This is a genomic window from Halomonas sp. N3-2A (assembly GCF_002216165.1).
GTDB lineage: Bacteria > Pseudomonadota > Gammaproteobacteria > Pseudomonadales > Halomonadaceae > Vreelandella.
The window spans coordinates 558,325-582,970 of the sequence record NZ_CP022286.1 but is presented as its reverse complement, the minus strand read 5'-3'; the positions used below and the strand labels follow the sequence as shown (position 1 = coordinate 582,970).

General features: G+C 50.6%; 25 protein-coding genes. 9 read left to right on the top strand and 16 right to left on the bottom strand.

Annotation, left to right across the window (positions count from 1 at the left end; all coding sequences use genetic code 11):
- Positions 1–74 precede the first annotated feature (74 nt).
- From CEK60_RS02560 to uraH, 8 genes are all read right to left on the bottom strand, one after another.
- Positions 75–806 carry a GntR family transcriptional regulator gene (locus tag CEK60_RS02560; protein WP_089037690.1) on the bottom strand — a complete coding sequence of 244 codons (732 nt, stop codon included), beginning with the start codon at positions 804–806 and terminating at the stop codon, positions 75–77.
- A 123-nt stretch (positions 807–929) separates the two neighbouring features.
- Positions 930–2,252, bottom strand: a complete 1,323-nt coding sequence (locus CEK60_RS02555) for a glycerate kinase type-2 family protein (protein WP_089037689.1) — start codon at positions 2,250–2,252, stop codon at positions 930–932.
- A 139-nt stretch (positions 2,253–2,391) separates the two neighbouring features.
- Positions 2,392–3,276, bottom strand: coding sequence for a 2-hydroxy-3-oxopropionate reductase (locus CEK60_RS02550; RefSeq protein WP_089037688.1), 885 nt, complete (start codon positions 3,274–3,276; stop codon positions 2,392–2,394).
- Positions 3,277–3,385: 109 nt separating this feature from the next.
- A complete protein-coding gene (gene hyi / locus CEK60_RS02545) occupies positions 3,386–4,162 on the bottom strand; it encodes a hydroxypyruvate isomerase (protein ID WP_089037687.1) in 777 nt (258 codons plus the stop codon).
- A 68-nt stretch (positions 4,163–4,230) separates the two neighbouring features.
- A complete protein-coding gene (gene gcl / locus CEK60_RS02540; protein ID WP_089037686.1) occupies positions 4,231–6,018 on the bottom strand; it encodes a glyoxylate carboligase in 1,788 nt (595 codons plus the stop codon).
- 352 nt (positions 6,019–6,370) lie between these two features.
- Entirely contained in the window at positions 6,371–7,168 is a 798-nt protein-coding gene (locus tag CEK60_RS02535) for an IclR family transcriptional regulator (protein WP_009724987.1), read from the bottom strand.
- Between the two features lie 200 nt (positions 7,169–7,368).
- On the bottom strand, positions 7,369–8,568 hold the full coding sequence (locus CEK60_RS02530; protein ID WP_089037685.1) for a urate hydroxylase PuuD: 1,200 nt from the start codon (positions 8,566–8,568) through the stop codon (positions 7,369–7,371).
- A gap of 92 nt (positions 8,569–8,660) precedes the next feature.
- Positions 8,661–9,020: a hydroxyisourate hydrolase gene (gene uraH, locus CEK60_RS02525; RefSeq protein WP_089037684.1), complete on the bottom strand. Its 360-nt coding sequence runs from the start codon at positions 9,018–9,020 to the stop codon at positions 8,661–8,663.
- Positions 9,021–9,537: 517 nt separating this feature from the next.
- Here uraH and CEK60_RS02520 point away from each other — a divergent pair.
- The 4 genes from CEK60_RS02520 (at position 9,538) to CEK60_RS02505 (ending at position 14,235) form a co-directional block, all read left to right on the top strand.
- Positions 9,538–10,992: a uracil-xanthine permease family protein gene (locus CEK60_RS02520; RefSeq protein WP_089037683.1), complete on the top strand. Its 1,455-nt coding sequence runs from the start codon at positions 9,538–9,540 to the stop codon at positions 10,990–10,992.
- Positions 10,993–11,112: 120 nt separating this feature from the next.
- Positions 11,113–12,750, top strand: coding sequence for a methyl-accepting chemotaxis protein (locus CEK60_RS02515; protein WP_089037682.1), 1,638 nt, complete (start codon positions 11,113–11,115; stop codon positions 12,748–12,750).
- Positions 12,751–12,818: 68 nt separating this feature from the next.
- The gene (locus CEK60_RS02510; protein ID WP_089037681.1) at positions 12,819–13,895 is read left to right on the top strand and encodes a PA0069 family radical SAM protein; all 1,077 of its coding nucleotides are present in this window, start codon (positions 12,819–12,821) and stop codon (positions 13,893–13,895) included.
- Positions 13,896–13,938: 43 nt separating this feature from the next.
- Entirely contained in the window at positions 13,939–14,235 is a 297-nt protein-coding gene (locus tag CEK60_RS02505) for a winged helix-turn-helix domain-containing protein (RefSeq protein ID WP_089037680.1), read from the top strand.
- An 11-nt stretch (positions 14,236–14,246) separates the two neighbouring features.
- On the opposite strand, the gene CEK60_RS02500 is transcribed toward CEK60_RS02505, so the two are convergent.
- Positions 14,247–15,026: a sulfite exporter TauE/SafE family protein gene (locus tag CEK60_RS02500; RefSeq protein WP_198361447.1), complete on the bottom strand. Its 780-nt coding sequence runs from the start codon at positions 15,024–15,026 to the stop codon at positions 14,247–14,249.
- A 57-nt stretch (positions 15,027–15,083) separates the two neighbouring features.
- Here CEK60_RS02500 and CEK60_RS02495 point away from each other — a divergent pair, with 57 nt between their 5' ends.
- The gene (locus tag CEK60_RS02495; RefSeq protein ID WP_089037679.1) at positions 15,084–15,968 is read left to right on the top strand and encodes a LysR family transcriptional regulator; all 885 of its coding nucleotides are present in this window, start codon (positions 15,084–15,086) and stop codon (positions 15,966–15,968) included.
- Positions 15,969–16,086: 118 nt separating this feature from the next.
- On the opposite strand, the gene CEK60_RS02490 is transcribed toward CEK60_RS02495, so the two are convergent.
- From CEK60_RS02490 to CEK60_RS02460, 7 genes are all read right to left on the bottom strand, one after another.
- Positions 16,087–16,968 (bottom strand): DUF2797 domain-containing protein, encoded by an 882-nt coding sequence (locus tag CEK60_RS02490; protein WP_089037678.1) that lies wholly within the window; start codon positions 16,966–16,968, stop codon positions 16,087–16,089.
- Entirely contained in the window at positions 16,952–17,236 is a 285-nt protein-coding gene (locus CEK60_RS02485) for a YeaC family protein (RefSeq protein ID WP_089037677.1), read from the bottom strand. Before CEK60_RS02485 ends, CEK60_RS02490 begins: the two co-directional genes overlap by 17 nt.
- An 11-nt stretch (positions 17,237–17,247) precedes the next feature.
- On the bottom strand, positions 17,248–18,099 hold the full coding sequence (locus CEK60_RS02480) for a rhomboid family intramembrane serine protease (RefSeq protein ID WP_089037676.1): 852 nt from the start codon (positions 18,097–18,099) through the stop codon (positions 17,248–17,250).
- A gap of 207 nt (positions 18,100–18,306) precedes the next feature.
- Positions 18,307–19,293 (bottom strand): metallophosphoesterase, encoded by a 987-nt coding sequence (locus CEK60_RS02475; protein WP_089037675.1) that lies wholly within the window; start codon positions 19,291–19,293, stop codon positions 18,307–18,309.
- A 1-nt stretch (position 19,294) separates the two neighbouring features.
- Complete coding sequence (locus CEK60_RS02470; RefSeq protein WP_089037674.1) at positions 19,295–20,275, bottom strand: NAD(+) kinase; 981 nt, start codon at positions 20,273–20,275, stop codon at positions 19,295–19,297.
- A 116-nt stretch (positions 20,276–20,391) separates the two neighbouring features.
- Positions 20,392–21,261, bottom strand: coding sequence for a carboxylate/amino acid/amine transporter (locus CEK60_RS02465; RefSeq protein WP_089037673.1), 870 nt, complete (start codon positions 21,259–21,261; stop codon positions 20,392–20,394).
- A gap of 85 nt (positions 21,262–21,346) precedes the next feature.
- Positions 21,347–21,892: a YqaE/Pmp3 family membrane protein gene (locus CEK60_RS02460; protein ID WP_089037672.1), complete on the bottom strand. Its 546-nt coding sequence runs from the start codon at positions 21,890–21,892 to the stop codon at positions 21,347–21,349.
- A 257-nt stretch (positions 21,893–22,149) separates the two neighbouring features.
- On the opposite strand from CEK60_RS02460, the gene CEK60_RS02455 reads away from it, so the two are divergent.
- The 4 genes from CEK60_RS02455 to CEK60_RS21970 all read left to right on the top strand — a co-directional run bounded on the left by CEK60_RS02455 (position 22,150) and on the right by CEK60_RS21970 (position 24,536).
- Positions 22,150–22,557 (top strand): CBS domain-containing protein, encoded by a 408-nt coding sequence (locus CEK60_RS02455; protein WP_038483124.1) that lies wholly within the window; start codon positions 22,150–22,152, stop codon positions 22,555–22,557.
- A 292-nt stretch (positions 22,558–22,849) separates the two neighbouring features.
- Positions 22,850–23,209, top strand: a complete 360-nt coding sequence (locus CEK60_RS02450) for a hypothetical protein (protein WP_089037671.1) — start codon at positions 22,850–22,852, stop codon at positions 23,207–23,209.
- Between the two features lie 26 nt (positions 23,210–23,235).
- Entirely contained in the window at positions 23,236–24,129 is an 894-nt protein-coding gene (locus CEK60_RS02445) for an AraC family transcriptional regulator (protein ID WP_089037670.1), read from the top strand.
- 248 nt (positions 24,130–24,377) lie between these two features.
- The gene (locus tag CEK60_RS21970) at positions 24,378–24,536 is read left to right on the top strand and encodes a hypothetical protein (protein ID WP_157697980.1); all 159 of its coding nucleotides are present in this window, start codon (positions 24,378–24,380) and stop codon (positions 24,534–24,536) included.
- Positions 24,537–24,646: the final 110 nt, after the last annotated feature.

The window sequence follows — 24,646 nt, the reverse complement described above, 5'->3', positions numbered from 1 at the left end:
CGCGAAAACCCAGGGTTACCGAAAATCGATGGTTAGCGAAAACCCGGGGCTAACGAAAACCTAGTTCTAGCGAATCACGCCCTAACAGATTTACCGCCTAGAATAGTCATCAAATCGTCGTTTTCTGGCTCTTGAGACGACAGTACCAGCAAAGACTCTAAGCTATTAAGGTGCGTGTATATCGCCTGCTTAGCCGCCTGCGCATCACCACTCGCTAAGTGTGCAAGCAAGTTGGCATGGTCTCCTTCCAAGTAGCAAGAAGACAACCCCGGACGCTTATAGAGAGCGATGACAATTGACGTTCTCAAGACGAGATCGGTCAGCATCGCGCCCAAAATACGATTAGGGGCATACTGGGCGAGGAGATGATGAATATTGAGGGAGTGTTCGATGCGTGACGGTTCGTCACTGTTTTCAAACGCCTGCTTTTCAAGGGCGACCTGCTTCTCTAACGCCTTATAAGTCGCCACATCCAGCTTACCCGCCAACAGTGAGACAATCTCACCTTCCACTAGCCTACGTGCGGAAAACGTCTCTCGCGTTTCGTCAATCGAAGGCGCTCTGACGCGGGCAACCTGGTTCGGCCGTTGGTCGATAACATGTTCAGCATCAAGCCGTGTTAACGCTTTACGCACCACTGAACGGCTGACGCCAAATACATCGCCGATGGTGACTTCAGGCAGTTTTGTATTCGGTGCCAGTCGCTGCATCAGTACCGCAGACCGGATGTGTTCAACAATGTCTTGATCGCTAACGCGACCTTCTTTCGTTTTAGTAAAACTTTTCTTGTGCCAGCCGAGGGTCATGGCCTAACTCTCTAATGAACCTCGACGAAACTTATCATGTTTACCCCTCAGACAACCACTCAGAACCACGCAAAACAATGCCTTAACGGGTAATCGGGTCAATATGCGGGCACAACCACAGCCTTACGACGGGTTGGGTAGAATAAGAATCGCGCGAAAATCGTTAACATTGGTTCGGGTTGGCCCCGTTACCACGAGGTTATCTAACGCGTCAAAGAAACTGTACGCATCGTTACGGGCAAGGTAATCCTGTGCAGAAAGCTTTAATGCCTTAGCCCGCTGCCAGCATTCAGGCCCAATTAACGCGCCTGCATTATCTTCAGAGCCATCAATGCCATCGGTATCAACAGCAATTGCATAAATGCCATCACACCCTTTTAGCGTATCAAAAAGCCCCAGCAGGTACTCAACGTTGCGCCCTCCTCGACCATTACCACGCACGGTAACGCTGGTTTCACCACCTGACAGCACCAGCAGCGGACGAGTAATTTCAGACTGCAACTTGCACGCCATACGCCCTTGGGCAATACCTAAATCTCTTGCTTCCCCCTCAAGATCATCGCCTAACACTCTTACCTCTAGGCCACTCTCTTCGGCGCTGAGCTGGGCGGCCTTCAGTGCGTCCCGCGCACGGGCTAGGATAGTCGATTTATCCCGTGAAAATCCTTGGTTCCAGGTCTGAGGCGCACGATGATCGGCCATTAAATGGCGCTTCACATGCTCAGGCACCTCAATCTCATGGCGGTTTAAAATTGCCAATGCATCTAACGACGTGGTGTTATCCGGCAGCGTCGGGCCTGAGGCAATTAATGACGGCACATCACCAGGGACATCCGAAATAAGCAGCGTCACCACTTGCGCGGGGTGCGCAGCAGTGGCCAACCGCCCGCCTTTAATTGCAGACAAATGGCGCCTTACGGTGTTGATTTCACGGATCGGTGCACCGCAGCGAAGCAGCGCCTTATTCAGAGCCTGCTTGTCTTCTAACGAAATGCCGTCCGCCGGCAGAGTCATTAACGCGGAGCCGCCGCCGGAGATAAGCGCGATCACTTGATCGTCTTCACCCAGGCCTTTTACTTCATCAAGCATACGCTTAGCGGCTTGCTCACCCAGCGCATCAGGCATTGGATGAGAGGCTTCCAGTACATCGATATAGCGACAGGCTGCCCCATGCTGATAACGGGTCACCACCACGCCTGTTAAGTCGACCTCTTCGCCTGACTCTCGAGCGCGTTTTTCCCACGCCAACTCTAATGCGCGCGCCATGGCGGCGGCGGCCTTACCCGCGCCCACGACGACAGTTCGGCCTGGCGGTTTTTCAGGCAACTGGGCAGTTAATAAGCTATCGGGATGTACCGCAGTAATGGCCGTTTCGGCCAGTTGATTCAGCCACTGGCGGGTTGCCTCTTCACTGGTAAAAGGCGCCAAGCGAACAAGAGAATTCATCAAAAGACTCCTCGGGCAGGGATCAGGAAAAAGGCTCAGAAAGGAGCTTAGAAAAGAACGTAAACAAAGAGCTTGGAAAGCTTAGTAAAAAGAACTTAATGGCAGGCCAACAGACGCTGGCCTGCCTGACAAAGGCGCGTTATTGGCCAACCTCATGGTCTGCCAGCTTCTCTAAAGCGCGCACAATACCTGCGTGATCCCAATCCTGGCCCCCGTTGGCAACACACGCTTGGAACAACTGCTGTGCATTGGCGGTGCCTGGCAATGAAAGGTTTAACGTTCTGGCACCCTCTAACGCCAAATTGAGATCTTTCTGGTGCAGACGAACGCGGAACCCAGGCTCAAAGGTGCGCTTGATCATGCGCTCGCCGTGAACATCGAGGATTTTCGATTGGGCTAAACCGCCCATCAGTGATTCACGCACTTTAGCGACATCAGCACCTGCTTTAGAGGCAAACAGTAACCCTTCTGACACTGCTTCAATGGTTAGCGCAACCACAATCTGGTTAGCCACTTTACACGTCTGACCTGCACCGTGGCCGCCGATGTGGGTAATCGTCTTCCCAACAACGTCCAGGTATGGCTTGGCTCGCTCAAACCCTTCCGTTGTTGCACCCACCATGATGGTAAGCGCAGCGTTAATTGCACCACCTTCACCACCAGAAACCGGCGCATCGACAAACTCTCCGCCCGCATCGGTAATCCGCTTGGCAAATGCCTGGGTCTGCATTGGGGCAATGGAGCTCATATCAATCACCAGGGTGCCGGGCTTCAGGCCTTCAATCACGCCTTCCTCACCAAATAACACGCTTTCGACATCGGGCGTATCGGGCACCATGGTGATAATGACGTCAGACGCTTCAGCCACTGCTTTGGGTGAAGCGACTTCACTCATGCCTTTTTCGGCAAGCGCAGCATCCAAAGTGCCGCGTTTAACAGTCACTAAAGAGTGACCAGCGTCGAGCAGGTGCCCCGCCATAGGACGACCCATAATGCCTAAACCAATAAAACCAATCTTACTCATAATTGTTCTCCATTCGCGTCTTTTAGAAACCAACCTATTGTTTCTAAATGATTTAGATTTCCTGAGCTAACGACTATCTACTCACTTGCCTGTTTTAAGTCATACAGGGTTAACGCGCCTTATCTAACCAACCTAAACCTTCTACCGTCGTGGTCTTGGGCTTGTACTCGCAGCCGATCCAACCGTCATAGCCAAGCTGCTGCAGGTGGCTAAATAAGAAGGGATAATTGATCTCACCCGTTCCTGGCTCATGGCGCCCTGGGTTATCCGCCAACTGCACGTGAGCGATCCGTGCAAAATGCTTTTCAATAGTGGGCGCAAGATCACCCTCCATGATTTGCATGTGGTAGATGTCATACTGCAGCTTTAAGTTATCGCTGCCGACTTCGTCAAAAAGTGCCAACGCCTGCTCGGTGCGATTAAGGAAAAAGCCTGGAATGTCACGGGTATTGATAGGCTCTGCAAGCAGCAAAATGCCGGCTGCTTTGAGTTTTTCGGCAGCGTAGCGAAGGTTTTCGACCAAGGTACGGTGAGCTTCAGCATCACTAACGCCATCAGGCTGAATACCCGCAAGGCAGTTCACCTGCTTGCACTCAAGCGTAGTGGCATAGTCGATCGCTTTATCTACACCGGCACGAAACTCTTCTACCCGATCGGGATGGCAAGCAATGCCTCGCTCGCCTGCTCCCCAATCTCCCGCAGGTAAGTTGTGCAGCACTTGGGTTAGGCCATTCGCATCCAAGCGCTGCTTGATGTCAGCTGCCGCATAGTCATAGGGAAAAAGGTACTCAACCCCTTTAAAACCCGCCTTTGCGGCGGCCTCAAAGCGATCAAGAAAATCGACTTCAGTGAACAGCATACTGAGATTCGCGGCAAACTTAGCCATAGTGTTCTCCTAACGTTTTAGCGTCTTAATAACGACTTCAGCGACTTGCCTGGAAGCACCTTGGTGCGTTACGTCAGGCTGGCAATAGAACTCGGTGCATCGGTAAGGTTTTCAGCTAACGCTTCGAACTCATTAACCCCATCAAGGTCAGTGCCCATCGAGATATTGGTAACGCGCTCGAGAATGATTTCCACCACGACCGGCACACGGTATTGGCGCATTAGCTCACGCGCTTTCTCTAACGCAGGTGCAATCTCATCGGGTGTCGTGACACGCAGCGCTTTACAGCCAAGGCCTTCAGCAACCGACACGTGATCTACGCCGTACTCCGCGAGCGCCGCTTCTTCGTCGGTATAGTTAATGTTCTTGAACGAGAGCTGGACACAGTAGTCCATGTCGAAGCCACGCTGGGCCTGACGAATCAAACCGAGGTAAGAGTTGTTCACCAGCACGTGGATATACGGCAAGTTAAACTGCGCCCCTACCGCTAGCTCTTCCACCATGAACTGGAAGTCGTAATCGCCAGACAGCGCAACCACTTCGGCATCAGGGTCGGCACGGCAAACACCCAGTGCTGCAGGCACTGTCCAGCCTAGTGGCCCAGCTTGGCCACAGTTAATCCAGTGACGAGGCTTGTACACATGCAGGAACTGAGCGCCGGCAATCTGCGACAAACCGATGGTGCTGATATAGCGCGCATTTTTGCCAAAAACCTTGTTCATCTCTTCGTAAACACGCTGGGGTTTCACCGGCACATTATCGAAGTGCGTTTTGCGCAGTAGCGTGCGCTTACGCTCCTGACACTCTTCCGCCCAGGCACTACGGTTTTTAAGCTGTCCGTTGGCCTTCATTTCACGCGCGACATCGATAAACAGGTCTAGGGCGAGCTTAGCGTCAGAAACGATGCCGTAGTCAGGTCCAAAAATGCGGCCTATTTGCGTAGGCTCGATATCAACATGAACAAACTTTCTATCTTTTGTATACGTTTCAACATTGCCGGTGTGTCGGTTAGCCCAACGATTACCAATCCCCATGACAAAGTCAGACGCCAACATGGTCGCATTGCCGTATCGATGCGACGTTTGCAGCCCCACCATACCTGCCATTAACGGGTGGTCATCAGGGATCGTTCCCCAGCCCATCAGCGTCGGGATCACCGGTACACCGGTTAGCTCAGCAAATTCAACTAATTGCTCGGCAGCATCGGCATTGATGATGCCGCCACCAGCCACGATCAACGGCTTATCGGCTTCGTTGAGCAGCGTCAGTGCTTTTTCAATTTGGGCACGAGATGCTGAGGGTTTATAAGCCGGAAGTGATTCGTAGGTGTCCGGATCAAACTCGATTTCGCTCATCTGTACATCGATGGGAAGATCGATCAGTACCGGCCCAGGACGGCTAGAACGCATAAGCTGGAAGGCTTTCTGGAATGCGCGCGGTACCTGGGCAGGTTCCATCACCGTAACGGACCATTTGGTCACCGGGCCTGCAATCGCCTGAATGTCGACGGCCTGGAAGTCTTCTTTATGCATCTTGGCGCGGGGTGCTTGGCCAGTGATACATAGAATCGGAATTGAATCAGCACTGGCGGAATACAGGCCCGTAATCATATCCGTGCCCGCGGGGCCAGAAGTACCGATACACACACCAATGTTGCCAGCGGTTGTGCGGGTATACCCTTCCGCCATGTGTGAGGCGCCTTCCACGTGGCGTGCTAACACGTGATCTACGCCGCCCACTTTACGCATCGCAGCGTAGAAAGGATTGATCGCAGCACCTGGCACACCAAAGGCAACATCAACACCTTCTTTTTTCAGGACGTGAATGGCGGCTTCTGCAGCTGTCATTTTAGCCATCACAACTTCTCCTCGAAGAGTGAATACATTTAGTATTCATTTTTGTATTTAATTTTGTATACGAGACAATATTCAAAGTATGCGCCATCCGACGCACTGTCAATATTTAATGGAAAATATTTCCACTAAATTCAACAGAAGCAATAAAAGTCATTTAAAATCAAATTCTTAATATGGATTATGTTGAGTATAAACACGTATAAGGGAGCGCCAGTGTTACTAACGAAACGCTCTCGGTATTGGTAAAAACAGGCATGCCAACTGGACCGGTGCTTTTGCATCCAGTCCATACAGGGGTGAACATTATGTAAATTTAATCCCGCGCGCAGCGTGCTATTGTCGTCTGCAACACCTAGCCATCGCGTTTCGCAAGGGCTTGATCGTGCCCTAGCATGTCGGAGATTGTTCTCGCGGCCTCTTGCACCAGCGCTTGCAGCTTGGTTCGCTCATCCTCGGCAAACTCATGTACCGGCACCATGATACTAACGACGCCCTCCACTACCCCATCATGGTTGTAGAGCGGGTAGGCAATCGATGAAATACCAAAGTGATAATAAGAATCGGCAATGACATAACCACGCTGACGGTCTTCCTGAACTAAGTCCCACAGAACATCACGCCGGATCGGTGCACCGAGTTCTTTATTAAGTAGTTGGTCGTCAGGATAGAGCGATTCAAATTCCTCTTTTGAGAGATCTGTCAGCAGTAGTCGCCCTAATGACGTGCAGTGCAGTGGAATTCGTGTTCCTACACTAACGCGACGAATCGTGGCGTTAGTGGCACCCACACGGGCCACATAAACGGCGTCCCTTCCATCGCGAACGGCAATATGACTTGAGCAGCCGGTCTGCTCGCATAGCGACTCAATAACAGGATGGCCTACCTGCACAACATCCAATGAGGCCACATATTCAAAGCCCAGCTTTAGCACGTTAACACCCAGCGAATACAATCCAGTGACCGGGTGATGGCGTAGAAACCCCATATGCTCCAAGGTCTGTACTGCGCGATACGACGTCGACTGGGGATAACCAACGCGTTTGACGATCTCAGCAAAACTCATTTCACGATGATGACGATTGAGCTCCATTAAAATCGTCAGCCCTCGTTCAAGCGCGGGAATTAAATGCTTTTTTTCCTTATCACTCATGGCGGGTTAACTCACTTCGTTATTTGTATTATCGAGATAACGTAAAACCCCCAACGCCTGCGCAAATCTACCACTGGCCGATTGCCATTAATGATTTAAAGCAACATTGAGCATGCGTTAAGGAACTCAGCTAATACAGCAGCTATCACCTCTAGAGTGCTAGAAAGTGCTAGCTGCTGACGTCACAACGAGCGAGCTAGTTACTCAGACCACTCTCCAATCAAGGCGCGCTCTTCATCTGTCATATTGGTCATGTTGCCAAGGGGCATGTATCCACTGGCCACGACTTGCTGAATGCTCTCTTTGTGATGCAAAATTTGCTCAAGGTTATCGTAGGCAAAGCCCGCAGGAGGAGCAGAAAAACCAGGCTGTGTTGGTGACTGGGCATGGCACGCAATGCAGCGCTGCTCAATAACCGCCTGCACGTCAGTTATATCTGGCCCACTCTCTGCACCAGCATTAGCTTGTTGGTTAGCTGGCATCCCTATCCAAAACGCCACCATAATCAAGAGGACACCTGCCGCAGGATAACCAGGCCGTATTTTGCCAGCATGCATCAACACGAAATACTGACGAATTAATGCACCCGCAAAAATCAGCAATGCCATGATGACCCATGCATAGGCGTGAGAGTATGCAAAGGAGTAGTGGTTACTGATCATTAATAAGACAACGGGTAACGTAAAGTACGTATTGTGTACCGAGCGTTGCTTGCCACGTTTGCCGTCTAACGGATTTGGCGTTTCGCCAGCTTTCATCGCCTTAACAATGCGGCGCTGCCCTGGAATGATCCAGAAGAACACGTTGGCAGACATCGCCGTTGCCATAACAGCCCCGGTCAATAGAAATGCGGCACGACCTGAGAACATGTGAGTACTCAGATACGCGACGACCACCATCATGATCGCAACACCAATACTTAATAGGCCATCGCGCTCCATGTTGGGGCTGATGCGCTTACACATTTCGTTATAGACCACCCACCCCATCAGCAAGAAGGCCAGCGCCAAAACGTTGGCCTGCCAGCCGGTCATATTGGCAGCCCACTCCCAACTACTATTGGGATTAACCAAATAAAAGCCAGGATTAAACATGTACAAAATGATGAATAAAGCGAAGCCAGATAACCAAGTGGTATAAGCCTTCCAGAAAGACCAGTGGAGGTCATCAGGCAGCTTTTCCGGGCTGGTGGCATATTTCTGATTGTGATAGAAGCCGCCACCGTGCACGGCCCACATCTCACCAAACACGCCTTTTTTGCGGCAGTTTTCATCTTTGGGGGATTTTAAGCCGTTATCTAGCATGACAAAGTAGATAGACTCACCAATCCAGGCAATCGCGGCAATAACGTGTAGCCAGCGAAGCATAAAATTAGAAAAATCAATTAAGTAGGACAGCATGTCGGCTTCCTCGCCTCATTTGTTTGTTGTTAGTCGGCAGCATTAGGTTTTTTATCAGGGCTATTTTTATCGGGACTATTGATTAAGTCTCTTTAGCTGCCGCGATACGTTGAGTAGGCATAGGGCGATAGCAGCAATGGCACGTGATAGTGCTGTGTGGCGTCATTGACCCCGAAGCGAAGCGGTATCACGTTTAAGAAGGCAGGCTCGTTATCCGCAACTCGGCCAGCCCGACTGGCGAAGTAATCGCCTGCATGAAACGCCAACTCGTACTCCCCTTCTTGTAGCTCGTCGCCATCTAATATGGGATGGTCACAGCGGCCATCATCATTGGTGGTTACCGTTTTGAGGAAGCTGCGTTCGCCGTTAACGACACGATACAGATCAATTTTGACGCCCTCGCCTGGGCAGCCTTGCGCGGTATCTAGAACATGAGTTGTCACGTAACCCATTGGTTTCTCCGATATTTTATTAATGTAATTAGAGCCATTACCATGTCTTTTCCCTATGCATTGCTAACAATAAGCAGCTCAACAGCGGGTGAGACACGTCACAGCCCAAAACCCAATGACTACATTTCTATATAAAAAATCGACACATTTCAAAGAATTTTTGTATACATTTTCATTAGGAAGCGTTGCTCACCCTGTCCAGCGCCAAAATTTTGACGCCACCTTAGCTGCTCAGGTTTTCTTTCCTAGACGACAACTAGGCATCTAAACATAAGCCTCTCCCTGGCAGAGATATTTAAAAATAAATTAAAAATCAAAAACTTGAACAAAAAACATGATAGACGTAGCTGAGAAACCAGCACGCTATTTTTCGTATCAAGAAGCGCTATTAGCCATATAGATGAGCATAAACAGGGCGAAATTATTTATTTTCAGCAGATTTTTTGTGTACAGTATTAACTTTAAAAATGAACAATAATTTCAAATCATTGAATACAACAACAAAGGAGAGTCCCTCATGAGTGACGCCACATCCTCGTCGGAAGAGCGAGCGCGAATAGATGGAAAGAGCACCTCCCTCTTTGATTTTTATGGAAAACCTAAATTTCTAAAGGTACTGCCACTTTCTCTGCAGCACCTACTCGCCATGATTGCTGGGGTGATAACACCGCCTATTATCGTTGCAGGGGTTGTCGGCGCGAGCGTTGAAGAAAAGCTTCTACTTATTCAGATTGCTGTGCTGGCATCAGGTGTCTGCACCGTGTTCCATCTATACGGTGTGTGGAAATTCGGTGCGCGCTTACCTGCCATTTTTGGTGTCGGCTTTGCCTACGTGCCCACGCTTGTTGCAGTTGGCGCTCAGTACGGGATTGAAGGAATACTCGGCGCCCAGTTGATTGGCGGTATGACCATGGTCGTGGTGGGCTACTTCATCCAATATATTCGCCATTTGTTCCCCCCTGTCGTGGCAGGAACAGTGGTATTGGTGATCGGTCTGTCGCTATATGACATCGCTATCCGCTATATGGCGGGCAGTGGAAACGTTAATGCTGCCAATTTTGGTGATCCAATTAATTGGATAGTCGCTGTCGTTACGTTGCTCACTGTTTTAATTGCTGCCCAATTTGGTAAAGGGGTGATTAAGCTCTCTGCCATTATTGTGGGCATTGTGGTGGGCTATTTACTCTCCCTATCGCTGGGCCTGGTTAGTTTCGACAACGTAGCCAATGCATCCTGGGTAGCCGTTCCTAAACTAATGCCGTTTGAGATGGAGTTTCACACCGCGGCCATTGCTTCGATGGTCGTCATTTGTGTTATCAACTCCGTACAAACTATTGGGGATTTATCTGCCACAACCGTTGGCGGTATGAACCGTGAGCTAAAAACAAAAGAGCTTACCGGCGGCCTGCTTGGCAATGGTTTAACCACTACCATCAGCTCTTTCTTCGGTGCCCTGCCCACGTCCACGTTCAGCCAGAATGTTGGCATCGTAGCCATGACCAAGGTAATTAGCCGATACGTACTGGCGCTGGCAGGTATTTTTATGATTCTGGCGGGTCTCAGTCCGAAATTCGGCGCAATGATCACGACGATTCCTTACCCCGTTTTAGGTGGTGCAACAATTACCGTGTTTGGCATGATTACCATGACTGGCATTCAGTTGTTGGTTAAAGATGAGATGTCTGCACGCAATATGACCATCGTCGGCCTTTCCCTAGCACTAAGCTTAGGTATCGCTGCAGAGCCATCCGCTATCGAGCAGTTTCCTGCGGTATTAAGAGACTTGATTGGTGGTGCCCCCATCGTTGTGGCCGCTATTACGGCTTTCACGCTGAATATTGTCCTACCCAAAAAATCTCTTTCAGATGAGGCTAAGGAAAGAGAAAAAATTGCTAACGAAGATAAAGACACGAAGGGCGAAGCCAATAACCAAGGTGATAACCTTAGTCAACGTAGCGTTCATGCCGAATAATGATGTGTTAATTAGCAACCAGACCATCATTTAAAACATGTACGACGCTTTAGAACTGCCGCTAGCCGGCAGTTCTATTTCTCTATGCAGAACATAATAATGAGACTAATGGAGTGACACATGCACCGCTTAAACAATCTAACAATGAGAATGAGCTGGTCACTCGTTTTATTCTCTTTTCTGACATTACTGCTACTGCTGAGTGGCACCGGCCTCTACGCGGTCAATCATAGTCAGGAAAGCATCGAGCAATTTACCAACGTCAACGTCAATCAACAATCGACACTGAACAGAACCAATTCATCGATACAAAATGTACGTTTACAAATGGGCCGCCTGTACGAAGAGCTGCTAGAGGCGCACCCTTCTCTTACTGCCGTTGAAAGACGCCAACGAGCTGATGAAATGCGTAATCTTCTTGAAAGCGCAGACAACGTGTTCGCTGAATTTCTTTCTTTATCATTCAACCCGTCTCATGAGCACTTCATTCGTGAAATAGAGAGTAGCTTCAATAGCATGATGAGTAACCAGCTACTTCCTCAACTTGACTCGCTTTACCAAGGGGAAACTGCTGACTACCAACGCCTGCGCAATGGTACCCATGATGCCTATGACACTTTTTATCAAGATGCCGTTAATTTTTTTCATACGGTAGAAGATGAAGGTAATCAGCGTTTGGATAACTTCTCTTCAGTGGTCAACTTAGCTAATTCAACTATTGTCAGTGTATTCATCATCGCGCTAATCATCACTGCCATTGTCTACTGGGGCGTAAGCGTCAACTTAATTCGCCCAATGCAACGCATTAACGAACACTTTCAATATATTGCTAAAGGTGACCTTTCTAGAGAAATTGAAGTGCATGGCCGAAATGAAATCGGCATTCTCTTCAACTCACTACGCAACATGCAAAAAGATTTGTTGGAAACGGTGGCAACCGTGCGTCATAGCAGTGAAGAGGTTTTTGCAGGCGCACGGGGAATTGCGTTAGGCAACCAAGATCTCGCCTCGCGAACCGAGCGTCAGTCCGCGTCATTAACACAAACTGCCTCCAGTATTGAAGAGATGACGGCCACCATGGAACGCAACAGTGACAACGCAGCGCAAGCTAGCCGCGTTGCTCAAGAAGCTGCGCATAATGCACAGCAAGGTGGTGATGTCGTGACTCATGTGGTTAGTACAATGCATGAGATACGTCATAGCTCGCAACAGATTACCGACATTATTGGCTTAATTGACTCAATCGCTTTTCAGACCAATATTTTAGCGCTCAATGCATCAGTTGAAGCAGCCCGAGCAGGTGAACATGGTCGAGGATTTGCCGTGGTAGCCAGTGAAGTTCGCCTGCTGGCAACACGCAGTGCGGATGCCGCAGCGGATATCCGCCAATTGATTGCAACGTCAGTAAGCCAGGTAGAAGCAGGCACTCAACAAGCGGATTTAGCCAGTGAGTCAATGGCCGCCATTATGGAATCCGTTAAGCGTGTTACCACTTTAATGGATGAGATCGCAGTCGCTAGCGAGGAGCAACGTGTTGGCATCAACGAAGTCAATAGTGCTGTTGGCGAAATGGAGCAGACGACTCAGCAGAATGCCGCCATGGTGGAGCAAGCCAGCACCTCCGCCACTCAGTTAGAGCATGAGGCTGAACGGTTAACCGAGGTTGTGCTTAGGTTTAAACTCAACGCCAGCAGTGAAAACACTCAATCACATGCTCAGCTGACTTCGCTACCTCATCAAGCCGTACCTTGCACATAGAGCCAAACGCCATATACTGTATATATAAACATATATGGCAACTCTAGTCCGTGCAGAGGTGGCAACTAATGGCTTCTTCCCCTTCCAGCGCTACCGTGTATAAAGGGCGTGGTGCGACCTACGACCCGCATAACCGCTTTTCGCCAACTTGCAGCGTGGTAGAGGATGATGGCTGGTGGCATGAAGAGGCCACTACTTCGCTTGCAACGGAGATACGCGAGGAACCCAGCAAGAGCGCGCTTTCCTGGAACCAATCGCCGGACTTGCCTTTTGACCGCTCACTCAACCCTTTTCGCGGCTGCGAGCATGGCTGTATTTACTGCTACGCTCGCCCTTCCCACGCCTACTGGGATTTATCACCGGGGCTCGATTTTGAAACTAAATTAATCGCCCGCACAGGCTTAGTTGAGCACTTAGCAGACGAGCTTAGCCACCCCCATTATGTCTGTCGTCCTATCAACCTTTCCGGCAACACCGACTGTTATCAGCCACTGGAAGCGAAATACCAAACAACACGTCGTTTATTAGAGCTGCTACTGGCATGCAGGCATCCGGTCACCCTGGTGACTAAAAGCACGCTAATACTGCGGGATTTAGACCTGCTAGCAGAAATGGCCGAGCATCGGTTAGTGCGGGTGTTTGTTAGCCTGACAAGCCTGGATGCCAACCTAAAGCGTACCTTGGAACCCCGGGCGGCCTCGCCTCAGGCACGCTTAAAAGTGATCCGCGAGCTCAACACCGTAGGCATTCCAGTCGGTACGCTGGTCTCACCGATTATTCCTGGCCTTACTGACCACGAAATTGAACGCATTCTAGAAGCGGCCAGCCGGGCTGGCGCGCGCACAGCAACGTGGATGCTGCTGCGCCTGCCCTATGAAGTCGCACCAATGTTTGAAGCCTGGTTACAAGCCCACTACCCCGAGCGAGCCGCTAAGGTAATGAGCCTGATTCGCCAATGCCGAAGCGGCAAAAACTACGATGCACAATTTGGTAAACGCTTCCGTGGTGAAGGTGTCTTTGCCGACTTGATCGCCCAGCGCTTTAATCGCGCCAGCCGCCAGTGGAACATGCAGCCACGCACCGAACAGGGCCTGAACACCCACGACTTTCGACCACCACGGGCGCAAGGCGATTTATTCATTTAAGCTAAGCCTTTTGATGTAGTAGCTTCCCGCAAAAGGAAACCCAATGACATCGCTTAGCAAGACCAAATCAAGTTTTTACCGCCGCTTGTATGTCGCGCATTTAATTGAGCAAGGCGTCGCAAGCGTACCAGCGTTAATCGAGGCCACCGGTATGCCTCGTCGAACCGCGCAAGACACTATCGCCTCACTTGCGGAGCTAGATATCGAGTGCGTATTCGAGAAAGGCGAAGGTGAGCGCCATAATATTGGCCACTACCAGATACGTGACTGGGGGGCGATAGATCCCCGCTGGGTTGCTGCTCATGCGGAACGGCTAAAGGTGGCACTTGGCTATTGCTGACGCACAAGTACTTAGCGAAAGGGTCGTGACATCAGGTCTACGGCCAACAGCGACAACGTTAGCAAAAACCAGCAACGAAACTGCACTGTCGATATACGGCTTCTAATCAAGCTCCCCAACCACATACCGGCTAATGCAGGGAGTACCGCGTACAGCGAAAGCGTCAGGTGCACGGTTTCCAAAGAGTGTTGCACCGCTAGGCTGCTGAGTAGCGCCAGGGTAGAAACCGTAAACGAGAGTCCCAATGCTTGGATCAGTTCATTCCTTTCTATCCCAAGTGCCTGCAAATAAGGCACAGCTGGAAGTACAAACACACCTGTTGCCCCTGTAATCCATCCAGTCAAAAGGCCGATAATGGGTGACAACCAGGACTCATACTTGGGCAGAATATTAATCACAGGCGCCCAAAAAGAGTATATGGAATAGAGCATTAAGGCGCTTCCCAGACTAAACGCTGCCCAATCTGCGTCAAGCTGGCTCAATAGCGGCGCACCCAAAAAGGCACCAACGGGAATACCAAGCATCATGCTAAAAAAGCGGCTTAGAACGTGCCAGTGATAACCGCCCTTCAAAAACTGCCAAATGTTGGTAATTAACGAGGGCACTATCAATAATGCAGCGGCAACAACGGGAGAGTAAAGCGCCCCCAGCAGAGCCATCGCAACGGTAGGCAACCCCATTCCGGTTACCCCTTTGACCAAGCCTGCCAGCAGGAATGCGCCCAACAACCAAATTAGCGTAGCAATATCGTTTGTCATGGCGACATTGAAGCGCGGCTGGAACCCCGCCACAATCAGGTATTTTCCTCTCAGGCTTCGGCTCAGCCTTAGGGTGAAATAGGAGCTTTTATGCGCTTGGATTTATCAGACCTTCATCTTTTTCTGTGCATTGTTGAAGCAGGTAGCATCACTCAAGGGGCCATGAATGCTCACCTAGCCTTGGGTTCTGCCAGTGAACGCCTGCGCCGTATTGAGACCGATGTTGAAGTCAAACTGCTTGAACGCCACCCCCGCGGTGTTATGCCAACAGAAGCCGGAGAAGCCCTAGCTCACCACGCTCGGCAAATGTTGCTGCAGCATAAAAAAATGCGCGGTGAACTTAAGGCGTTTGCTAAGGGGCTGTCAGGAACGCTTAGACTGCATGCCAATACTGCTGCACTTGCCTCGTTTTTACCTGGCAAGCTCGCGCCCTGGTTACAAGCCCACCCTTCGCTGCATATGGACGTTAAGGAGCGAACCAGCCTAGCGATCATTCAATCAATCCAGGCCGGCATTATTGAGGGGGGGATCATCACCGATGTGGTTAACGCAGAGGACTTAAAACGCGACGTTCTGGTGCCTGACCATTTAGTCGTTGTAGTGGCCAAGGGGCATCCACTATCTAACCAATCATGGATTAGCTTTCACGAAGTTGTCGGACTGCCAATGGTTGGATTGAGCGAGGAAAGTGCGCTGCAAGCTCAAATCGAAGAGCAGGCTCGCCAGCTTGGGGCTTCATTAACACTACGGATACGCATGAAAGGATTTGGTGAGCTGTGCAATTTGGTAGCCCACCAAGTAGGCATCGCCATTATTCCTAAAGGCATTGCGCAACAATGGCTACAGCGTTACGACCTTAGCGTTGTGAATCTAAACGACCCGTGGGCCAAACGGCAACTGTGCTTGTGCTACCGCGATGAAGCATCACTGTCACCGGCTATGCAAAGCCTGTTTACTCATTTACGGCTTCCCTAAGCATTGAACGAGAACTACCTTCCGTTTAACTATCCGGCTCTGACCATGCTAATCGTGCGGCGTTAAGCGTCACGCTGAGCGAGCTTATTGCCATGGCGAGTACTAGCATTAAGGATGGCTAGTTAAGCGGTGACGACGAGACGGCGATTTCGTAACCGGTGAATTTACGCAGGTTAATAACCCCGGTATCAAAAATCAGGTACTGCCCTTTTACACCTTGAAGAGTACCTTCAATCAGCGGTTGCTTATCAAAATTATGGGACGTCACCTTACTTGGGAAAGTCGCTACGGGATAATGAAAGTCCAGTGGCGTTTCATCCAGCGTACGAATGGCATCCGCACCGTGCACGTCACGTAACTGCCCTAACCCATCGGCTAACAGGTTAAAAAGACGGTCACGCTCTGCGCACAAATCCAATGGCTTCACCTCGCCTTTAAGCATGGCACGCCAGTTAGTTCGGTCGGCCACCTGCTCTTTAAAGAGCATTTCGACAAAACCAGACTGTTGCCGGGTATTTACCTCAAGAATGGGCAGCGCCTGTATGGCCCCTTGGTCCAACCAGCGAGTTGGCATTTGCGTTTTGCGAGTGATACCTACCTTCAAACCGGATGAGTTCGCTAAGTAGACAATGTGTGGCTGGAAGCAATGTTTTTCGCCCCACTCGGGGTCCCGGCAGGTGCCCTGATGATAGTGGCAAGTCTCGGGTTTCATGATGCATGTATCACACTGGGCTAAACGCTTAAAGCAGGGGTAACAGTAGCCTTGAGCAAAACTTTTTTTGGTTGCACGTCCACAGTGGGTGCAAGCAATCGCGCCGCTCCAGGCAAGTCGCATCGGTGAGCCGATACGCTCATTGAGTGGTATTCGATGGTCGCCCGCACGAAGGTGATACACCACCCGATCACCTTGGCGGCTGGGTAAGTCAGCCGCCATTTTTTGCAAACATCCTTGCACCGGGGATGCTACCGAGGCAAACAGATCATCAGTCACGCGTGGCATCCCGGGCAAGGCCTGCCATTTCAGGGGAAACACCGGCACCGGTCGCGCTAGCACCACAGGTACGCTGCTCCAGATAGCCGACACGGCTCTCTTCAGGAACGTTATTCTCCACCTCAAAACGCATTACCGCTTCCAGGCACAACTCGGTCTGTTCTGGCGTCAAATACCGGCCATCGGGCCATTTGCGCAACGCCACTGCCTGCTTAAGGCTTTCATAAATAGCGGGCGTCATTTGGTTAATCATTTTATCGAAGGTCATGTCACTCATCGTAGGCACCTTTAATGTTTGCTTCGTTTGGATGAATAATACCAGCCTGTGACCAGCCCCACGAGCAGCCCGCCCAAGTGCGCTTCATTCGCGACGTTGCCAAAGCCCACGCTACCGGCAATATCGGTCATGGTGAACACCAACCAGCCCAGCATGAAGACGACTAGCATCTGGGGGACGAAAAATCCGCTTTGCGGGGCACGATAGGACATCAGCCACACATGAGCCAGCAAGGCGTAAACAACACCAGACATACCGCCAAACAGCACGGTGCCAGTGACATATTGCGCAATGTTAGCGCCAATACCGGCAATCAGAAGCAGTAACAGCATGGTACGACTACCCTGAAGCTGCTCGATTTGACGCCCGAAGTACCATACCCACATCAGGTTGAAGATCAAATGCATCCAGCCAAAGTGTAAAAACGCAGGCGACAGTAAGCGCCATACTTGGCCAGACATTATTGTGTCACTAAGGTTGCCATATACGAGCTGCCCACCTGAAACGCCCACCGGCACGATGGTGAGCCCTACAATTAGTAAGTCGCCAAATACCCCTGTTAAGGCAAAAATAAATAGGCTAATACCAATCATCAGCGCTGTAACCGGCACTTGGCGCAGCATCGGCACCAAGCGATTCATCCCGCTTCGGTGACGGGGTCGAACAGTCGTCGTAATCAGAGGCTCACCTCGCTCCCAGCGGCTCACCAACGATCTCATTTCATCATGCTGGCGCGGGTCGGCAACCCATAGCAGCTGGCCATCTGCTTCATCGGTAATGCGGTGACCAATGCGGTAGTGCCATAGCGCTTTACGCAGCTCTTTGGTGTCCGCGCCCGTGGGTAAAAGCATTACTGGATGCATGGCAGGTTCCTTTCAACCAATAAGAATCGGCGTAACGTCACGCCGCGTCACCAACGGATAGACGAAAAAAATCCGGCGGAGGGGGCCGCCGGATCAAAAAGCAAGGGATCATTCAAGGGAACACTTACTCTGATAACCGACAACACCGTTAGTTCAGCTATTTTGAAAAAAATATGTAACCGAGTGTAAAGATTAACAATATCGCTATTAATCAAAATCTATTTCCCACGGTTTAGGCAGTGCACGCTCCTCTTTTGGCACCTGTATCCACACAAAATGATCAGCATTGAGCCGCGCTTCTCCGCTCCAGCGATAAGCCACTAAACGGCCAAATTTCACCGCACTATAATCCAAGCAGGCAATGTTGTGTGCTGGTAAGGCGGGAATACCCTCGCACCAGTAATGGCCGATAAATAAAGGGGGCTGTTCAGGGCCGTAATAACTAAGGCGCTGACGTTCAGTATCGGTCAGCGTTCTGGTCTCTAGGTCACCAGGAAGGTTATCTGGCTGAAATACCACGTCCCCCCACTGCTGCGGGTTCGCTGACCAAAAGTGCGCACGAAAACTCTGCCTAGTAAAGCCATCGCCTGAGTGTATCGCAATGCCTTTTGGTAACGGTATATGAGGCCCACGGGTTAGGCGATCAAGTATACGAAAGGCTTGTGTTGAGGGGTCAGTGGACTCAACCAGAAAGTGGTTGTCCATGCAGGCGTTGGGCGCACGCTGTTTAAGCTGTCGAATCAATTCGTCATCCCAGCAGGCATGCACCACACGAATCCCATCCAGCTCCAGGCAGAGTGGAATCGTCTTAAACCACGCCAAGGTGTCTTCCCACTCGTTTGTATAATCGCGGTACTGAGCCAGCGTGTCTTCAATAATACGGTTATGGCGCGGCGTATGTTCGCGCAGCCAGCGCTTGTTGCTACCAGGGGGCGCAGGGTGCGTATAGGCCAGAGCATTGTATTCATGGTTACCCATAACAATATACGCTTCGCCCTCTTCAACCATCCTGCGTGCGATAGTAACCGCTAGACGAATACGCGGACCACGATCAATTAAATCACCTAAAAAGATCACTTTTCGGCGTGGGTGACGATACACCCCACCCCGCTGATGATAGCCAAGCCGTTCTAATAACGCTGCCAATGTTGCACCACAGCCATGTACATCCCCGATTAAATCGTAGCCCTCCATATTAATCCCCTAGCCGATGGCTCCAGCCGAGTTTACTGCGCAACACTTCATAGAAGTTATGCCCAATAGGATGCACGAGCTGAACTCGTTGCGGTTTTCGTTGAATAACGAGCACATCGTCAGGTTTAGCCACGGCACGGGTTTGTCCGTCGCAGCTGATATGGGGATAGGTCTGATTGGTTTCACCAATGTGAACACGGATTTCACTGGCAGCGTCAATCACAATAGGACGACTCGACAGCGTATGGGGGAACATAGGCACCAAGGTCACCACATCCAGCTTGGGGTGCATGATTGGCCCGCCGCCAGAAAGTGCATAGGCGGTTGAACCAGTGGGCGTGGCAATAATTAAGCCGTCACTACGTTGGCTATACACAAACTGCCCGTCAATAAACAGTTCGAACTCAATCATGCGCACCGCTTTACCTGGATGAACCACCACTTCATTGAGCGCAACACCGCTCCCCACCGCTTTACCGTTTCGGTACAACACGGCATCTAGCAAGAAACGCTCTTCAACTTCATACTCTCCCGCCAGCACTTCGCCAACCCGACTTTCCAGCTCATCAGGGGAAATATCCGTTAAAAAGCCTAACCGCCCCCGGTTCACGCCTAACATCAACGTACCGCTAAGGCATAGCGTGCGGGCAGCCCCGAGAAGGCTACCATCTCCCCCCACAACGATGACCAAATCGCACAGTTCCCCCAACATGCGGCGGCTGGCTTCAGGCAGTCCATGGTTCGGTAGCACCGTTGCGGTCCGGTCTTCAATCAGAACTTTATAATCGTGGGCAACGAGATAGCTGACCAACCGCTTAAGCGAATCGACCACTTTGTCACTGCCTAAACGACCGATTAAGCCGATTGTTTTAAAGGAGGTCGCTTTAAAGGACGTCGCTTTTTTAAGGGGCGCTTCTGCTAAAGGCTGCGTGCGTTCGGCCTGGCTCAAGGGTGCTAAACCTGACGATGGGGTGTTAGACATGGACAACTCTCGCTGGCATCAGCCCACATTATGGAGAGTATGAGGGTGTCGAGCAAATTGCCCAGCGTAACGCGAAACCGCTGGTTACTCTGGGCAAAAACAATAGCTTGAATTAGTTAGACCGGTATAGCGCGACGACGCTGCAGCCACCAGTGATTTAACCACAGCGAAGCGGCCATGATAGCGGCGCCCAATAGTAGCTTGCCTATATCTGCATCCCGGTTCCAAATCACCAGATTAACCACCAAACCAGCGGGCACCAGCGCATTGTTCATTATCGCCAGCGTTCCTGCATCGACCTTGGTGGCTCCTTGGTTCCAAGCGAAATAACCCACGCCAGAAGCGACTAGCCCAAGCCATGCCAACACACTCCACTGCACCGGTGTACTGGGCAGCGCTGCGGTATTACCAAACAGCAAAAAGGCCGGGAGTGCCACTAGCATTGCGCCGATAAAGAACCAGCCAAAAACGTTATGCCACGCCAAGGTGGGCGGCAAATCGGCTGCGAGACGACGATAGCCAACCTGACCTAACGCAAAACAGAGATTAGCCCCCTGCACTACCAAAAAGCCCATCCAGAACCCACTATCAATACCATCGTAACGAATGACGCCTGCCCCGATCACCGCCAATAGTGCGGTCACTAGATAAATAGGCGTGAAGCGCTTAAACATTAGGTCATCTAGAAGTGCAATATAAACCGGCGTGAAAATCGTGAATAACAGAACCTCAGGAACCGATAGCAGTAAAAACGAGTGATAGAAGAAGGTGTACATGACACCTAGCTGCACCGCACCCAGCGCCATTAACGCTAAACGCTGTTTTCCACGCAGCAAGCTGGGCCGTAAAAATGGCAGGAACACCAGCATGGCGAGCGTTACCCGTACAAGCACCGCAAAGTAGCTGTCTACTTGGCCTGCCAGATATACACCAATCAACGAGAATGAGAACGCCCACAGCGCCGTCACGCCAACAAGGTAGCCCATAGTAAACCCCACCAAAAAGAAAAGTTGACAGGGATTATACGCGCTTCACAACAACTGCCAATGGGCTAGACGAAGAATCGCTAGCTTAGTGCTTTTTTAACCATATAAACGCATGCACTACGCCAGGAAGCCAGCCCAACAACGTCAATACAACACTAAGAGCAACACGTTTTGCCCCGCCCTCTGTTAACCCAACGGCCAAAGGCGGTAGCAAAACGGCTAACGCGCGGTAGGCAAACAGAACCGATGTCGGTTGAGGCGATGCTGGCGCTGCTTCAGAAGCAATAGGTGATTGGGTTTGATGCTTAAGCGCACTATCAGCCTCATTTGTTTGCACGGTAGGCGTAAAGTGCTCTACCGCCGCTTGCGCTTGTTTAGCTTGCTGCTTCTCTTTAGCTAGTGCTTTTTGGTGAGCCTCTTTATCAATTTTCTGCTCTAACGTTTCCGCGCCGTCTGCCAAATCATCGTGATGGCGCTCCCAGTCTTCCCAATCATGTGGTGTACCGGATTTTGGACGCTGGCTACCTGCCCCACGAGCTCTCTCCCACGCTTTTTCTTCTAATGTGTTGGGCCGTTCAGGGTCTCTTTCTATGCCAACGCCTTTGCGATTGAGGTATTCACGTGCGTCCATACTGACTCCTTGCAGCTTCTGGAATGAAGCAAAGCGTTGAATGTATCAATAATAAGGACAACGCAGGGTGAGTTAAATCTTCTACATTAATAGAATTATAAGTCTCGTGGCTCATGGCTCTTATGACTCATAGGTCTTGTGACTCATAGCTCTCGTGACTCATGGTTCTTGTGATTCATGGCTTTCATGCCGCAAGCGGTTATTGCTCTACTCTCTTTAAGAGTGAAACTGCGCGTATTACGTCAAGGAGTGTCAAGATGAATAATAGAACCCCCGATACCGTACGCGATGTCATGTCACGGGACTGCTACCGCGTCACTGGCCAAACCTCTATCACCAACTTAGCTCAAGGTTTGGCATTGCATCGCTTACCAGGCGCTCCAGTGGTAGATGCGTCTGATCGGTTGATTGGTTTTATATCCGAACAGGACGTGATGGGTCGCGTATTGGACAGCATCTACCACGATGATGAAGCGCCGCTGGTACGTGAGTTAATGCGCCAAGACGTGCTCACCACAACGCCCAATAAAAGTATCACCGACTTAGCACAGGAAATGCTCGGAGCAAAACCAAAGGTTTATCCCGTTGTGGAGCAGCAACGTTTAGTGGGGATTGTCACGCGCCGCGACATCTTAATGGCGCTGCTAACGATTCGTCGACACTAACTATCGCCATACTACCTATCGCCGTACTATCTATTGCCGTACTACATCAGAAAACGACCGATTGATAAGCAAAAAAAACCGCTGCTTGATAAGCAGCGGAAGCAAGGGATCGAAAACAATAGCCAGAACAACACTATTAACGACTGCTATCGCGATGTTGCCTGTACACACTCTGACACCTTGTAGGGGAAAAGTTCGCAAAACTGCAAAATTTTCGTCTTAACGAGCAGCAGGCGTATACTGTCGTGCATTGTTAAACGAATGCTGATACTGATTTTGCAGGGAGTGTAGTATGGCGCTGTACTTATTAGTGTTTGGCGTCTGTTTGCTGGTAATAGGTGGCGTGCTGGTAATATTAATGACCGTAGGTACGCCACGCTACCGCACTGAGCCTAACGACCTGATCAATTTGTTCGACAAAGCGCTGGAAAGCAGCATCAGCGAAACGGAGTGGAATGCCATCATTGGCTACCCCATTCGCCACGATGAGTACCTGGATAATGTCCGCCGTCGTGCATCACATTTAATGGACATCCACGGGCGCCATTGGCAAATTGCTCGAAGCAAACCGTTACTTAACCAAGAGGGTTACGCGGAACTGAAAGCATTACGTGATCATTTAGCGGCACACACAGCGCTGCGCCAGCAGTAATAGGCCAGTCGTGTCGAGGAGACCCCATGCCGAGTACTATTCGTCAAATCCCTTTAGAAAGTGCCACAAAGCATCACTCCCACGATTTTCACCAAATCGTCATTACGCTGTGCGGCTCTTCAGAATTTGAAATCGAAGGCCTCGGCGGCCGGGTAAACGCATTTTCAGGCTGCATTGTTCCCGCGAATCACGAACACTTCTATTCAGGTAATGGCTACAATCGTCAACTGATACTGGATCTGCCTGAAGATGCGCCTGCTTTAACGGGCGAACACCGCGAGTTGGTAGCACTGTTTGATGCACCGCGTTTTTTTGCACTCGACAACCCATTGCGCCACTACCTTGCTTTCGTAGAAAGCGAGCTCGCCCAAGGATTTGACACATCGGCAATGTCTTTTCAGCAAGACCGGCTTGCTGCCACGCTGTTAGGTTCATTAAAGGCTCGTCTGGGCGCATCAGAGAGCGCATCACAACGGCGGCTCAATCTTGATCAAATCGATCGATTTATTCGCCACCACTTGGCCGATGAGCTGAGAGTCGCTGATTTAGCAAAATTGGCTTGCCTTAGTGAGGCACACTTTTCTGAACGCTTTCGCGTCCAAACGGGCCTGTCCCCTTGGCAGTATGTACGACGCCAACGCCTACACGCAGCTCGGCAGCTTGTATTACAAAGCCGTCTACCACTCACTGACATAGCCATTCAAACAGGCTTTGCCAATCAAAGCGCTCTTTCGCATGCTTTTCGGCGTAGTTACGGCTTGTCTCCCCGCCAGCTACGCCAAGGAGTAGGCGTAACCAATACGCCGCTCGATTCGGCTACCCACTTAGCGCCGTCTTCAACATCCGGTGCAACCTCGTTAGCATCTTCCGCGCCCTCTTCAGGAGCAAGCGTCAAGACTGGTGCACTCTCATTTCGCTAGTGATGAAGCAGTTAGCTTGGGCACATAACACGCTATTTTGCGTGCTGGCAGCCGTTTAGAGACTAAACTAAAGTCTTAAAAAGCGTTTCTTGCCGAGAATTTGACACGTTTTGCCATGAAAACGACATACACCTAATGGCAGCTCGCTCTACATTCGACCGTTATCTTGGGCGCAGTGCCCTACCATCGCTTTATTTCGGTTATTTGATTCAGCTTTTCGCTTTCTGTTTAGACTTATGGGGGCCTCAATGCTCAATGCCAAGAAAATGCGTGACCCTGCCATCTGGCAAACTGATCTTGATACGCTTATGGAGTGTATCAGTGATCATTATCTTGTCGATGAGGATGCCTTCGTCAGTGAATCAAGGCTCTCAACGCTGGCCCACACTACCTACAGCGTTTTGTGACTGAAAAAACAATCACCAACAGCACTGCCGCGCTGGGTGGTAACGCGTCGTTTCTGGCGCTTGGCGATAAGTGAACAGCTCAGCAATGCTGACGTGTCGACTTGCAAGGA